Consider the following 12,643-nt stretch of genomic DNA (forward strand, 5'->3'; position numbering starts at 1 on the left):
GCCTACTCTTGAGGGACAGCCTGCTTGTACCGGCATCGACCATGACCCACCTCCTGCTCGCTCTCATCAGCACCGCCCTGGTCAGCAACTTCGTGTTGCAATGGCCGCTGGGCGTCGACCCGCTGCTGCAGTCCCGGGCTGGCGACAGGCGGCAGGTCCACGCCCTGGGCCTGGCCACCACGGTCTTGATGCTGGTCAGCAGCGTGCTGGGCCTGCTCCTTTATCGTGGCCTGCTCGAGCCCTGGGGGCTGGCATCGCTGCAACTGTTCTCCTGGCTGTCCCTGAACGTGCTGCTGATCCAACCGCTGCTGGGCCTGCTGGCGCGGGTCCTGCCCGGTTGGCCGTTCGACGGTCTCTGGCCATTGCTCCTGGGCAATGCCGGCGTGCTGGGCCTGTTGCTGGCGGGCAGCAGCGATGATCTCGGGCTGGCGACCCTCGGCGCCATGGCCCTGGGGGCCGGCCTGGGTTTCTGGCTGGTGCTTGGCTGGTTCAGCGACCTGCGCCAGCGCGTCTGCAACAACGATATTCCCCTGCCCTGGCAGGGCCTGCCCCTCGACTTGATCAGCGCCGGCCTGCTGGCCTTGGCGTTCCTGGGCTTCAACGGAATGGTCAAACCATGAGTCTGATTCAACGCATCGATGCCCTCTTGCCGCAGACCCAATGTGGCAAGTGCGGCCATGGCGGATGCAAACCCTACGCCGAAGGCATCGCCAACGGCGAGGCCATCAACAAGTGCCCACCCGGCGGCGAGGAAACCATCGCCGGCCTGGCCCGGCTATTGCGATTGCCGGTCATCGAACTGGATCGCAGCCGCGGCGAAGCCCCGGCCCAGGTGGCCTACATCCGCGAAGCCGAGTGCATCGGCTGCACCAAGTGCATCCAGGCCTGCCCGGTGGACGCCATCGTCGGCGCGGCCAAGCTGATGCACACCGTACTGGTCGATGAATGCACCGGCTGCGATCTGTGCGTGGCCCCCTGCCCAGTGGACTGCATCGACATGCTGCCCCTGCCCCAGGGCCAGGTGGTACCGATTGTCGGCGGCCTGGCCAGCAGCCCCGAGCAACTGCAGGCCCGCAGCAGCAAGCGTGAGCACGCCAGGCGCCGCTTCGAACAACGCAACCAACGCCTGCAACGTGAAGAAGCACGACGCCTGGCCGAACGCCAGGCCCGGGCGCAAAAGGCCGCCCAACCAGCCGAGAGCGGCGGCGACCCGGTCCAGGCGGCGATCGAGCGAGTTCGGGCGCAGAAGGCCGCGGCTGCCGATGCCGCCTTGAAAAAAGCCAAGATCGAATTGGCCATGAGCCGGGCCCAGTTGAACAAGTCCCTCAAGGCCTTCGGTCATCCGCCCACCTTCGAGCAACAGTCGCAACTGATCGTACTGCAGCGTCAGTTCGAAGCCGCCGAACAACTCCTGGCTCGCCTGGAAGCCCAAACCCCAGCCACGCCACCCGTGGCGACGCCCAAGGATGCCAATCTCAATCGCGCCAAGATCCAGCTGGCCACCCGCCGCGCCGACCTGAAAAAAGCCCAGGCCGCTGGCGCTCCACAGGCGGAACTGGAGGCGCTGGGCGCAGCCCTGGCAGCTGCCGAACAGGATCTGCATGCCGCCGAGGATGCCAGCGCCAAGCCAGCACCGGTGCTCACCCGTACCGAGAAGCGGCCGATCGACCCGCAACTGCGCCGCCTGAAGACCGAGCTGGCCTATGCCCGGGCCGAGCTGCACAAGTTGCAACGCCAGGCAGGCAGCAGTGCCGAGCAATTGGCCCAGGCCCAGGCGCGCCTGCGTGAAGTCGAACGCCAGGTGGATGCCCATGCCGCTGGCTGAGGGCGCCGACCCACGCCTGCGCCAGGCCATGCAGCGAGTGCTGCTGGCCACTCTGCCAGGGCTGCTGGCGCTGCTGTGGCTGTACGGCTGGGGAGTGCTGTTGAATCTGCTGTTGGCCGCAGCTGGTGCACTGGCCATGGAGGCCCTAGTGCTGCGCCTGCGCCAGCGCCCGCTGCTGCCGACGCTCAGCGATGGTAGTGCCCTGGTCAGCGCCACCCTGCTGGCCCTGGCCCTGCCGGCCTACTGCCCCTGGTGGCTGGCCCCAAGCGCCGCTGCCAGCGCCATGCTCCTGGGCAAGCACCTGTATGGTGGCGTCGGGCAGAACCCCTTCAACCCGGCGATGCTCGGCTATGCCCTGGCCCTGCTGTGCTTCCCGCAGTCGATGAGCCATTGGCCTGCCCCCCAGGCCATGGGCTTGCTGGACGGCCTGCAACGGGTCTTCGGCCTGGACGGCTCACGTCCCGATGCCTGGGCCCAGGCCACCGCGCTGGACAGCCTGCGCATCAACAAGAGTCTGACCATCGACGAGCTGTTCGCGGCCAGCCCGGCCTTCGGCTATCTCGGTGGTCGTGGCGTCGAATGGGTCAACCTGGGTTTCCTGGCCGGCGGGTTGTGGCTGCTGCAACAGCGGGTCATCAGCTGGCATGCTCCGGCAGGCATGCTCGGCAGCCTGCTGCTCGCCAGCCTGCTGTGCTGGAACGGTACAGGCTCCGACTCACACGGCTCGCCGCTGTTCCATCTACTCACCGGGGCCAGCATGCTCGGCGCCTTCTTCATCGTCACCGAACCGGTATCAGGCCCCAAAGCAGCCAGGGCACGCTTGCTGTTCGGGGTCGGGGTCGGCCTGCTGACCTACCTGATCCGTACCTGGGGCAGCTACCCCGACGGCCTGGCCTTCGCCGTGCTGCTGATGAACCTGGCGGTGCCTGCCCTGGAACGCCACTGCGCCCGCGAACCAGCCGGGAGCCGACCATGAAGAACCCACGCAGCCTGTTGGTGCTGGCGACCCTCGGTATCCTGGGCATCGGCGCTACGCTGTGGTTGCAACATGCCAGCGCCCCCCGGATCGAGGCCGAGCAAAGAGCCCTGCAAGCGCGCAAGCTGCTGGATCTGCTGCCAATGGACAGCTATGACAATCAGCCCCTGGATCGGCCAGTGCCACTGGCCGCCACGCAGCTGGCCAACAGCCGCCTGCTCGAGGGCTACCTGGCCATCCGCAATGGCCAGCCCAGCGCCCTGCTGCTGCGCAGCCAGGTTACAGGGTATGCCGGCCCCATCGAGCTGCTGATCGCCATCGACAGCCAGGGCCGCCTGCTGGGCAGCAAGGCCCTCAGACAGGAGGAGACACCGGGCCTGGGCTCCCACATCGGCGATCAACCCAACCCTTGGCTGGCCGGGTTTTCCGGCAAGTCCCGCAACGATCCGGGTGACGCGGGCTGGGCACTGAAGAAGGACCAGGGCCAGTTCGACCAGATCGCCGGCGCCACCATCACCTCCCGTGCAGTGATCAGCGCCCTGCACGATGCCCTGCGTTACGTTGACGAACACCGCGCCACCCTGCTCGACGGAGCCGCCCATGAATAAGCCGCTGGCGCTGCCCGGCCTGTTGATGCTGCCGGCACTGATCGGGGCGACGGATTCCTGGGTCAAAGCCCTGGGCATGACCCTGGGCTTCGGATTGCTGGCGACGGCTTTCGGCCTCGGCATGCACTCGCTACGCCCGCATCTGCAGGCCGGTGGCCCGCGCCTGCTGGCCAGCTTGTTGCTGGCCGCTGGCCTCGGCAGTTGCCTGTGGCTGGCCGCGCAGGCCTGGTGCCTGGAACTGCATCAGCAACTGGGCCTGTACCTGGCACTGCTGCCCTTGCAATGCATCGCACTGGAGCAGGTGGGGTTTTTCCAGCATGCCGACCGGCTACGCCTGGCCCTGGCTTTTTGTGCCGCCCTGAGCCTGCTGGGTGCCTTGCGTGAACTGCTGGGCACCGGAGTCCTGGGTAGCCACCTGGGCTGGCTCATCGGCTTGGTCGATACAGGGAGCGGTTGGGTAGTAGCCGATGGCGGCTTGCACCTGCTGACTCTCGCCCCAGGCGGTTTTATCCTGCTGGGCCTGTTGCTGGCCGCCACTCGGGCCTGGACCCTATACCGATCGCCTTCGAGGAAATGAATCACCCATGAACGCTGCCAAACGCCTGGAAATATTTCGCCGGCTCCATGAGGACAACCCCGAACCGAAGACCGAACTGGCCTACTCCTCGGCATTCGAACTGCTGATCGCCGTGATCCTTTCGGCGCAATCGACCGACGTCGGGGTCAACAAGGCGACTGCCAAGCTGTTTCCCGTGGCCAACACCCCCGCAGCCATCCATGCCCTGGGGGTCGATGGGCTGTCGGAATACATCAAGACCATCGGCCTGTACAACAGTAAGGCCAAGAACGTCATCGAAACCTGCCGCCTGCTGGTGGAGCGCCATGGTGGCGAGGTGCCGCAGACCCGCGAAGAACTCGAAGCCCTGCCCGGCGTCGGTCGCAAGACCGCCAACGTGGTCCTCAACACCGCTTTCCGCCAATTGACCATGGCCGTGGACACCCACATCTTCCGGGTCAGCAACCGCACCGGGCTGGCGCCAGGCAAGAACGTGGTGGAAGTGGAAAAGAAGTTGATGAAGTTCGTGCCCAAGGAGTACCTGCTGGACTCCCATCACTGGCTGATCCTGCACGGTCGATATGTCTGTCTGGCCCGGAAGCCACGTTGCGGAAGTTGTCGGATCGAGGATCTGTGCGAATACAAGCAAAAGACTTCCGATGATTGATCGAGCATTGACTTTCCTCATGACTCGATTGAAAAAATCTTTTTTACCCGTCAGGAGAATATCGATATAAGGAGCGCCAATGGCAGTCCTAGCCTGGAGTCGACCTTATGAGCACTGGCAAAGAACAACTGGACGTAGAAGACGATTTCACCGCGGCTGAAACAGACGATGCCGAACCTGTGGTGGAGGTGGCGAAGACCAACCTGAGCAAACGCCGCACCATCGACAATCTCCTGGAAGAACGGCGTCTGCAAAAGCAACTGGCCGATTACGATTTCGATCTTTAGTAACAAGAAGACCTCCGACTGGAGGTCTTCTTGTGTATTGGTTTGTCCTGCACCCCGCGGTCGGCCTTAGAGGCCGACCAAGCATTGGCAGTACTCAAGGATCATCCAGTCCGCTACAGCCGTTGCAATCCGCAAAACTTCATATCAACCGGTGCCGCTGGGCAAACTCGATCAGGTCGACCAATGACCGGGCATTGAGCTTGGTGAGCAATCTCCGCTTATAGGTACTGATGGTCTTGTTGCTCAGGCACAGCCCTTCGGCGATCTCCTTGTTACTCATTCCACTGGTAAGTTGTTTCAATACCACCAGTTCGCGCCCTGACAGCAGTTCGATCATTTCTTCCTCGCTGCTGACTCCCTGGCTGGAACGGAAAGTGTGCAACGCTTCGTTGGGGAAGTAGCTATAGCCAGCCAACACCGCCCGCACTGCGCTGATCAACTCGGTGATGTCCTGCTGCTTGCATACATAACCTGCCGCCCCGGCCTGCATGCAACGCATGGAAAAAGGCCCGGGAGTCTGCAAGGTCAGCACCAGTATCTTGATCGGCATGGCCCGTGACATCAGTCGCGTTATAACTTCAAGTCCATCAAGTTGTGGAAGTCCAATATCCAGGATCAAGATGTCCGGCACATACTCCACGGCCAACTTCAATGCATCCGCGCCATTGTCCGTTTCCGCTATAACTTCAAAGCCATGCCGCTCCATCAACATACGTACAGCCAGACGAGTTACCGGATGATCATCCACGATCAAGACTCTTTTCATAGGTCCATCCACGTCCTGAGATTTTTAGAGCCAGCACCATACCCGAGAGAATTGACGCTGGCACTGCGTATCAGGCGGCTACGACTGTAGGAGGACGTTCCTTACAAGCAATACCGAATTGCCTTACAAAATAACTTTCACACTGATCGATCAACTTGAAACGAACATAAGACCAATCAACTATCAAGCTACTTTATGTACTAACAAAAATTTAATAAACACATGACAAGTATTGTTTCAAAACATTTAACCTACTCAAATCTCAAAATAAAAAACCACCAACCTCCATGCTTTATTTTTATCTTAAAACTCATCTATTGAACTTTTCGTCGACTGATCAAATGAGCCTTTACTTCATCCGCATATGCGGCCAGCCGCTCCTCGTCGTCTTGAAATAACTGGCACATCCTCAACAGCGCATCGGCATCCGCGCCATTGCCCGCCTGGCGCAGCAATTCAGCGATACGCCTGAGTTCCACCGCCGACCAACGCAAGTCGGAAGCCGTGCCTTGCAGGTCACGCCGAAGACTCTGTTCCACATCATTGAGCCGCATGCTGATCTCCCTGGTTTTCGTCGATTCCCCCAACCCTGAATATCATAGGCCCTGCCCGCCAGATTGCTCGCCAACCGACACCTGCAAAACCCCGGGCAAAAAAAAACCGGAGCCCCGAGGAAACTCCGGATCGTCCGCTCCTGCCAGGCAAGGATCAACGACACTTCGCCCTCATTTGCCGCAAGTGGCGTGGTAGCGTCCCTTGGGGTTCTTGAATGAGAACGCGTGGCAGGTCTTGAGTCGGGTATCGGGGTCGGTGGATTTATAGACATAGGCAGTTACATGCTGCTTGCCCTTGAACGGCTCAATGCCACCTATGTGCCAAAGACTTTTCTTCAGGTAGAGGTCAGTGTTGGCGATGTTGTTGTAGCCATTGATGATGGATTCACTCGCCGAAAGGCTGAGGGTCTGACGGATGGTCGTATTTTCTCCATCGGTGGACTTGGTCTCGAGCTGCACTTCGGTAATGGCATTCCAGGTGCTGCATTCCTCATTGCCACAGACATAAACCGCCGCCAGCGCGTGGCTGGAAAGTGCAGCCAGGCCCAACGCCGAGGCCAGGGGAAACAGGCAGGATCTGAGCGTTTTCATTGGAGTCCCTCCCAATCGGAACTTGATAGGCGCAACGGTGAGTTAGGGTCCTTACCCTGTACCGGCGACCTCTTGGCAGCCAGGGGGCAGGAGCCGCTATCGACCTTATTCCCGCCGGCATGGCGTTACCACGCGGAACCGCTTCCCCGACAAGCGGCTTGGCGACTCCGATCATTTGCCGGCCCCATGAAAAACGCCGCTGGTCTCGCAATGAGCCAGCGGCGTTTTGGGTACGGCGATGTGCCTGTAGCGACCTGCCACGGCCGCTCAGGGGCTCAGAGCATGCTCCGGCCCTTGTTGGCGGCGATGCGCATGCGCAGCGCGTTGAGCTTGATGAAGCCTGCCGCATCCGCCTGGTTGTAGGCGCCGCCGTCTTCTTCGAAGGTAGCGATGTTGGCATCGAACAACGAATCGTCGGACTTGCGGCCAGTGACGATGACGTTGCCCTTGTACAGCTTCAGGCGTACCACACCGTTCACGCTGGCCTGGGAAGCATCGATCATCTGTTGCAGCATCAGGCGCTCCGGGCTCCACCAGTAACCGGTGTAGATCAGGCTCGCGTACTTGGGCATCAGCTCGTCTTTGAGGTGCGCCACCTCACGGTCCAGGGTGATGGACTCGATGGCACGGTGGGCCTTGAGCATGATGGTGCCGCCAGGAGTCTCGTAGCAGCCGCGGGACTTCATGCCTACGTAGCGGTTCTCGACGATGTCCAGGCGACCGATGCCGTTCTCGCCGCCGATGCGGTTCAGGGTCGCCAATACGGTGGCCGGGCTCATCTCGACGCCATCGATGGCGACGATATCGCCGTTGCGGTAGGTCAGCTCGATGTAGGTCGGGGTACTGGGGGCCTTCTCCGGGGAGACGGTCCAGCGCCACATGTCTTCTTCGTGCTCGGTCCAGGTGTCTTCCAGCACGCCGCCTTCATAAGAGATGTGCAGCAGGTTGGCGTCCATGGAATACGGGGACTTCTTCTTGCCATGACGCTCGATCGGGATGGCGTGCTTCTCGGCGTAGTCCATCAGTTTCTCGCGGGACAGCAAGTCCCATTCGCGCCAAGGAGCGATCACTTTCACGCCGGGTTTCAAGGCATAGGCGCCGAGTTCGAAACGCACCTGGTCGTTACCCTTGCCGGTGGCGCCGTGGGAGATGGCGTCGGCACCGGTCTCGTTGGCGATCTCGATCAGGCGCTTGGCGATCAGCGGACGGGCGATGGAAGTACCCAGCAGGTACTCGCCCTCATAGACAGTATTGGCGCGGAACATCGGGAAGACGAAGTCACGCACGAACTCTTCGCGCAGATCGTCGATATAGATCTCTTTGACACCCATGGCTTGTGCCTTGGCGCGGGCCGGTTCGACCTCTTCGCCCTGGCCCAGGTCAGCAGTGAAAGTCACTACTTCACAGTTGTAGGTATCCTGCAGCCACTTGAGGATCACCGAAGTGTCCAGGCCGCCCGAATACGCGAGAACGACCTTGTTAACGTCCGCCATGCCATCACTCCACGGGGTTGTACGGAAAGCCGTCGAGTCTACCGATCAATGCAGATAATTTACAGAGGGGCGACAGCTTATGACGCCCAGGCGACAAAATATGTCAGGCGGGCGACGATGAAAACCGGGTCAGGAGGTGGCCGCGGCCCCCGTTCCGGAAGCCGCCTGGGGTGCCGGCGCAGGCTTCTCGGTGGGGGCGGCCCGCTCCAGGTGCACGTTGACCCGGCGATTCTTGGCCCGGTTGGCGGCATTGGTATTGGGGGCCAAGGGATAGCGTTCGCCATGGAAGCGTACGACGATCTGGTTCTCGGCCAGGCCATTGGCCTTGAAGAACTCCATCACCGCCAAGGCCCGGCGCCGCGACAGGTCACGGTTGGTCAGGCGATTGCCGCTGTTGTCCGAGTGGCCATCGAGCTCGACATGGTTGACCGTCGGGTCGGCCTTGATGAAGTCGACCATGACCTGCAGCTTGGCCTTGGCCCGGGCATCGAGCTCGATACCGCCTCCGGGGAAACCGATCTCGGCCTGCTTGATCTGGTCGTAGTTCATCGGCAGCAATTGGGTCATGCAGGTCTGGTAGTCGCCATAGGCCTTGCTGAACTTCACCGGTAGCAGGCGAACCTCGGACACACCGCCCTCACGGGAGTAGTGACGGACCACCGGGCTGCGCCCTTCCAGCAAGCCGATGATCAGGCGGCCAGCCTGCATCTGGTTGCTGTTGAACAACACGCCATCGGTGCCGGCCTTGACGGCCCCGAGGTTGATGTCGCCACGGCCGGGCTGCCAAGGCGCGGCAGCCGCGAGCAGGGTCGCCGAGCCACCCGCCTGCATCGGGTTGAAACTCTTGAGGCGGAAGATCGCTTGTTCGCCAGCCCGGCGCACGAATTCACCAGAACCGAAGTCGGTCACCGGCTGGATCAAGCGGCATTCGAACTTGTCGCCTTCGACCGTCCACTCAATGCTCTCCAGGCGCGTCTGGAAAGTGAGAGCCATCGCGGGCAGGCTGGCAAACACACTGAGCAAGGCTAGATAACGCTGGCGCACGGGAGGCTCCACTGACGTGTACAACAGAAAAATCGACAGGCGTGAATACGCCATACCTTCGGGCTATCGGTCGCTCTGAGCAAAACTTGATAGCGAGTGCCTGCAAGAGTCTTTTCCGGTAGCATTCCCCCCTAGTTTTACCCGCCTGGAACCTCCCATGTCCGACCGCCTGACCCTGTTGCGTCCCGACGACTGGCATATCCATCTTCGCGATGGTGCCGTGTTGCCCAATACAGTCGCAGATGTCGCGCGCACCTTTGGCCGCGCGATCATCATGCCCAACCTGGTGCCTCCAGTGCGCAATGCCGCACAAGCCGACGCCTATCGCCAGCGCATCCTCGCCGCGCGCCCGGCCGGCAGCCGCTTCGAGCCGCTGATGGTGCTCTACCTCACCGACCGTACCCAGCCGGACGAGATCCGCGAAGCCAAGGCCAGCGGCTTCGTGCAGGCTGCCAAGCTGTATCCGGCCGGCGCGACCACCAACTCGGACTCGGGCGTGACCAGCATCGACAAGATCTTCCCGGTACTCGAAGCCATGGCCGAAGTCGGCCTGCCGCTGCTGGTCCACGGTGAAGTGACCCACGGCGACATCGATGTCTTCGACCGCGAGAAGCTCTTCATCGACGAACACATGCGGCGGGTGGTGGAGCGCTTCCCGACGCTGAAGGTGGTGTTCGAACACATCACCACCGCTGATGCGGTGCAGTTCGTCAAGGAAGCCCCGGCCAACGTCGGCGCCACCATCACCGCGCATCACCTGCTCTATAACCGCAACCACATGCTGGTAGGCGGAATTCGCCCGCACTTCTATTGCCTGCCGATCCTCAAGCGCAACGTCCACCAGCACGCCCTGCTGGATGCTGCGACCAGCGGCAGCGAGAAGTTCTTCCTCGGCACCGACTCCGCGCCTCACGCCCAGCATGCCAAGGAAGCCGCCTGCGGTTGTGCCGGCTGCTATACCGCGTTTGCCGCCATCGAGTTGTACGCCGAGGCCTTCGAGCAACGCAATGCGCTGGACAAGCTGGAAGCCTTCGCCAGTCTCAATGGCCCACGCTTCTATGGCCTGCCGGCCAACACCGACCGTATCACCCTGGTTCGTGAAGAATGGACCGCCCCCGCCAGCCTGCCGTTCGGCGAGCTGACTGTCATTCCGCTGCGCGCCGGGGAAAAACTGCGCTGGCGCCTGCTGGAGGATCACTCGTGAGTGACGAACATTTCGACGATGAACAAGAAGGCAGCGGTGGCCCTCGCCACCCCATGGCCGCACGCTTTCGCGGCTACCTGCCAGTTGTCGTCGACGTAGAGACCGGCGGCTTCAATTGCGCCACCGATGCCCTGCTGGAAATCGCCGCCACCACCATCGGCATGGACGAGAAAGGCTTCGTGTTCCCCGAGCACACCTACTTCTTCCGGGTCGAGCCTTTCGAAGGAGCGAACATCGAACCGGCGGCCCTGGAGTTCACCGGGATCAAGCTCGATCACCCCCTGCGCATGGCCGTCAGCGAAGAGACCGCCCTCACGGATATCTTCCGCGGGGTGCGCAAGGCCTTGAAGGCCAACGGTTGCAAGCGCGCGATCCTGGTCGGCCATAACAGCAGCTTCGACCTGGGCTTCCTCAACGCCGCCGTGGCGCGCCTGGACATGAAGCGCAATCCGTTCCACCCATTCTCCAGCTTCGACACCGCCACCCTGGCGGGCCTGGCGTATGGTCAGACGGTACTGGCCAAGGCCTGCCAGAGCGCAGACATCGATTTCGACGGTCGCGAGGCACACTCGGCGCGCTACGACACCGAGAAGACCGCCGAGCTGTTCTGCGGCATCGTCAACCGCTGGAAGGAAATGGGTGGCTGGCAGGACTTCGACGACTGAAGATCCGCCGCATAAAAAAACCGGCCTTGAGGCCGGTTTTTTTATGCGAGATGCCAGGCCTTACAGCTTGCCGGCGTTCTCGGTCAGGTAGGCAGCAACGCCTTCTGGCGAAGCGGTCATGCCTTTGTCGCCTTTTTTCCAGTTGGCAGGGCAGACTTCGCCGTGCTCTTCGTGGAATTGCAGGGCGTCGACCAGACGGATCAGCTCTTCCATGTTACGGCCCAGTGGCAGGTCGTTGACGATCTGCGAGCGAACCACGCCCTTGTCGTCGATCAGGAAGGCGCCACGGAAAGCCACGCCGCCTTCGGACTCTACGTCATAGGCCTTGGCGATTTCGTGCTTCATGTCGGCAGCCATGATGTATTGAACCTGACCGATGCCGCCGGCATTGATCGGGGTGTTACGCCAGGCGTTGTGGGTGAAGTGCGAGTCGATCGACACGGCGATCACTTCCACGTTGCGTGCCTTGAAGTCAGCCATGCGGTGGTCCAGGGCGATCAGCTCGGACGGGCAGACGAAGGTGAAGTCCAGCGGGTAGAAGAACACCAGGCCGTATTTGCCTTTGATGGCCGAGGACAGGGTGAAGCTGTCGACGATTTCGCCATTGCCGAGAACGGCCGGGACGGTGAAGTCAGGGGCTTGCTTGCCTACGAGAACGCTCATTGGATATCTCCTGGTGTGGACGTACTGATGGAAGAAGGGGACCGGCCTCGAGTCTGTCATTTTGATACGACAGCTGCGTGACCTGACCCCGCTTCGCATGAACCGAACATCATACACGGCGTTTTTATGCTGTCCTTAGTGGTTTTTCTTCGGGCCGGCCCAGAAGGCGAAAAATGCCGTCTATCTGTCATTAACGGGAGCAAAGGCCATTCGTCATCCCGACGAAAAACAGCAGGAGATGGTGCTGAAACCACTTTGACAATCATTCTCGTTAACATTAAGATCCATCGCAATTGAGCCCTAACCAGCGACGGTTCTCATCTTATGTATGTCTGCCTCTGCACCGGTGTCACCGACGGCCAAATCCGCGAAGCGATCTACGAGGGTTGCTGCAGCTACCGTGAAGTGCGCCAGGCAACCGGCGTTGCCAGCCAGTGTGGCAAATGTGCCTGCCTGGCCAAGCAGGTAGTCCGCGAGACACTGACCGAATTGCAGACTGCCCAAGCGGCGATTCCCTATCCTGTGGAGTTCAACGTCGCTTGATTTAAACACCCAGATTCAAGAACCGGACCTAGTGTCCGGTTTTTTTATGCCTGCAATTCAATTGCTTAGGTGCAAAACGCGGAACACAAACATTCTTATTCCGATTAATTTTTATATATTATTCAATAACTTAGGTTTGACAGTACTCTATATGCGGCTCAGACTCTGCCCATGTTCAACTAATTAAAGGGCAGGACCCCA

The 12,643-nt window shown here is 61.0% G+C and carries 16 protein-coding genes; 10 read left to right on the plus strand and 6 right to left on the minus strand.

The window, feature by feature from the left end; translation table 11 throughout:
• Nucleotides 1–41 precede the first annotated feature (41 nt).
• The 7 genes from H7A76_RS10835 to H7A76_RS10865 all read left to right on the plus strand — a co-directional run bounded on the left by H7A76_RS10835 (nt 42) and on the right by H7A76_RS10865 (nt 4,919).
• A complete protein-coding gene (locus H7A76_RS10835; RefSeq protein WP_185698475.1) occupies nt 42–620 on the plus strand; it encodes an Rnf-Nqr domain containing protein in 579 nt (192 codons plus the stop codon).
• Nucleotides 617–1,825 (plus strand): electron transport complex subunit RsxB, encoded by a 1,209-nt coding sequence (gene rsxB / locus H7A76_RS10840; protein ID WP_185698476.1) that lies wholly within the window; start codon nt 617–619, stop codon nt 1,823–1,825. The genes H7A76_RS10835 and rsxB overlap by 4 nt, the downstream gene beginning before the upstream one ends.
• A complete protein-coding gene (locus H7A76_RS10845; RefSeq protein WP_185698477.1) occupies nt 1,812–2,801 on the plus strand; it encodes an RnfABCDGE type electron transport complex subunit D in 990 nt (329 codons plus the stop codon). The genes rsxB and H7A76_RS10845 overlap by 14 nt, the downstream gene beginning before the upstream one ends.
• Complete coding sequence (locus tag H7A76_RS10850; protein ID WP_185698478.1) at nt 2,798–3,409, plus strand: RnfABCDGE type electron transport complex subunit G; 612 nt, start codon at nt 2,798–2,800, stop codon at nt 3,407–3,409. The genes H7A76_RS10845 and H7A76_RS10850 overlap by 4 nt, the downstream gene beginning before the upstream one ends.
• Nucleotides 3,402–3,986: an Rnf-Nqr domain containing protein gene (locus tag H7A76_RS10855; protein WP_185698479.1), complete on the plus strand. Its 585-nt coding sequence runs from the start codon at nt 3,402–3,404 to the stop codon at nt 3,984–3,986. The genes H7A76_RS10850 and H7A76_RS10855 overlap by 8 nt, the downstream gene beginning before the upstream one ends.
• 7 nt (nt 3,987–3,993) lie before the next feature.
• Nucleotides 3,994–4,632 carry an endonuclease III gene (gene nth / locus H7A76_RS10860; protein WP_185698480.1) on the plus strand — a complete coding sequence of 213 codons (639 nt, stop codon included), beginning with the start codon at nt 3,994–3,996 and terminating at the stop codon, nt 4,630–4,632.
• 107 nt (nt 4,633–4,739) lie between these two features.
• The gene (locus H7A76_RS10865) at nt 4,740–4,919 is read left to right on the plus strand and encodes a PA3496 family putative envelope integrity protein (protein ID WP_022640608.1); all 180 of its coding nucleotides are present in this window, start codon (nt 4,740–4,742) and stop codon (nt 4,917–4,919) included.
• Between the two features lie 139 nt (nt 4,920–5,058).
• Here the strand turns inward: H7A76_RS10865 and H7A76_RS10870 are convergent, their stop codons facing one another.
• The 5 genes from H7A76_RS10870 to H7A76_RS10890 all read right to left on the minus strand — a co-directional run bounded on the left by H7A76_RS10870 (nt 5,059) and on the right by H7A76_RS10890 (nt 9,367).
• Complete coding sequence (locus tag H7A76_RS10870; RefSeq protein WP_053131674.1) at nt 5,059–5,685, minus strand: response regulator transcription factor; 627 nt, start codon at nt 5,683–5,685, stop codon at nt 5,059–5,061.
• A gap of 314 nt (nt 5,686–5,999) precedes the next feature.
• Nucleotides 6,000–6,239, minus strand: coding sequence for a hypothetical protein (locus tag H7A76_RS10875; protein WP_185698481.1), 240 nt, complete (start codon nt 6,237–6,239; stop codon nt 6,000–6,002).
• A gap of 171 nt (nt 6,240–6,410) precedes the next feature.
• Entirely contained in the window at nt 6,411–6,830 is a 420-nt protein-coding gene (locus H7A76_RS10880) for a hypothetical protein (protein ID WP_185698482.1), read from the minus strand.
• Nucleotides 6,831–7,105: 275 nt separating this feature from the next.
• Nucleotides 7,106–8,323 (minus strand): argininosuccinate synthase, encoded by a 1,218-nt coding sequence (locus H7A76_RS10885; protein WP_185698483.1) that lies wholly within the window; start codon nt 8,321–8,323, stop codon nt 7,106–7,108.
• Between the two features lie 129 nt (nt 8,324–8,452).
• Nucleotides 8,453–9,367: an OmpA family protein gene (locus H7A76_RS10890; RefSeq protein ID WP_185698484.1), complete on the minus strand. Its 915-nt coding sequence runs from the start codon at nt 9,365–9,367 to the stop codon at nt 8,453–8,455.
• A 157-nt stretch (nt 9,368–9,524) separates the two neighbouring features.
• Here H7A76_RS10890 and pyrC point away from each other — a divergent pair, with 157 nt between their 5' ends.
• Both pyrC and rnt read left to right on the plus strand, forming a co-directional pair.
• Nucleotides 9,525–10,571, plus strand: coding sequence for a dihydroorotase (pyrC, locus tag H7A76_RS10895; protein ID WP_185698485.1), 1,047 nt, complete (start codon nt 9,525–9,527; stop codon nt 10,569–10,571).
• The gene (gene rnt, locus H7A76_RS10900) at nt 10,568–11,236 is read left to right on the plus strand and encodes a ribonuclease T (RefSeq protein ID WP_022640615.1); all 669 of its coding nucleotides are present in this window, start codon (nt 10,568–10,570) and stop codon (nt 11,234–11,236) included. The genes pyrC and rnt overlap by 4 nt, the downstream gene beginning before the upstream one ends.
• 60 nt (nt 11,237–11,296) lie before the next feature.
• Here the strand turns inward: rnt and H7A76_RS10905 are convergent, their stop codons facing one another.
• Nucleotides 11,297–11,899, minus strand: coding sequence for a peroxiredoxin (locus H7A76_RS10905; protein WP_022640616.1), 603 nt, complete (start codon nt 11,897–11,899; stop codon nt 11,297–11,299).
• Between the two features lie 324 nt (nt 11,900–12,223).
• Between H7A76_RS10905 and H7A76_RS10910 the strand changes: the two genes are divergently transcribed.
• The gene (locus tag H7A76_RS10910; protein ID WP_185698486.1) at nt 12,224–12,442 is read left to right on the plus strand and encodes a bacterioferritin-associated ferredoxin; all 219 of its coding nucleotides are present in this window, start codon (nt 12,224–12,226) and stop codon (nt 12,440–12,442) included.
• Nucleotides 12,443–12,643 lie beyond the last annotated feature (201 nt).

It is taken from the genome of Pseudomonas sp. MSSRFD41 (genome assembly GCF_014230245.1).
In the GTDB taxonomy this organism is placed as follows: domain Bacteria; phylum Pseudomonadota; class Gammaproteobacteria; order Pseudomonadales; family Pseudomonadaceae; genus Aquipseudomonas; species Aquipseudomonas piscis.

Excerpts from the sequence above, each read along its gene's own strand:
- H7A76_RS10835 (WP_185698475.1), top strand. The coding sequence starts at position 42 with ATGACCCACCTCCTGCTCGCTCTCATCAGCACCGCCCTGGTCAGCAAC.
- rsxB (WP_185698476.1), top strand. The coding sequence starts at position 617 with ATGAGTCTGATTCAACGCATCGATGCCCTCTTGCCGCAGACCCAATGT.
- H7A76_RS10845 (WP_185698477.1), top strand. The coding sequence starts at position 1,812 with ATGCCGCTGGCTGAGGGCGCCGACCCACGCCTGCGCCAGGCCATGCAG.
- H7A76_RS10850 (WP_185698478.1), top strand. The coding sequence starts at position 2,798 with ATGAAGAACCCACGCAGCCTGTTGGTGCTGGCGACCCTCGGTATCCTG.
- H7A76_RS10855 (WP_185698479.1), top strand. The coding sequence starts at position 3,402 with ATGAATAAGCCGCTGGCGCTGCCCGGCCTGTTGATGCTGCCGGCACTG.
- nth (WP_185698480.1), top strand. The coding sequence starts at position 3,994 with ATGAACGCTGCCAAACGCCTGGAAATATTTCGCCGGCTCCATGAGGAC.
- H7A76_RS10865 (WP_022640608.1), top strand. The coding sequence starts at position 4,740 with ATGAGCACTGGCAAAGAACAACTGGACGTAGAAGACGATTTCACCGCG.
- H7A76_RS10870 (WP_053131674.1), bottom strand. The coding sequence starts at position 5,685 with ATGAAAAGAGTCTTGATCGTGGATGATCATCCGGTAACTCGTCTGGCT.
- H7A76_RS10875 (WP_185698481.1), bottom strand. The coding sequence starts at position 6,239 with ATGCGGCTCAATGATGTGGAACAGAGTCTTCGGCGTGACCTGCAAGGC.
- H7A76_RS10880 (WP_185698482.1), bottom strand. The coding sequence starts at position 6,830 with ATGAAAACGCTCAGATCCTGCCTGTTTCCCCTGGCCTCGGCGTTGGGC.
- H7A76_RS10885 (WP_185698483.1), bottom strand. The coding sequence starts at position 8,323 with ATGGCGGACGTTAACAAGGTCGTTCTCGCGTATTCGGGCGGCCTGGAC.
- pyrC (WP_185698485.1), top strand. The coding sequence starts at position 9,525 with ATGTCCGACCGCCTGACCCTGTTGCGTCCCGACGACTGGCATATCCAT.
- H7A76_RS10905 (WP_022640616.1), bottom strand. The coding sequence starts at position 11,899 with ATGAGCGTTCTCGTAGGCAAGCAAGCCCCTGACTTCACCGTCCCGGCC.
- H7A76_RS10910 (WP_185698486.1), top strand. The coding sequence starts at position 12,224 with ATGTATGTCTGCCTCTGCACCGGTGTCACCGACGGCCAAATCCGCGAA.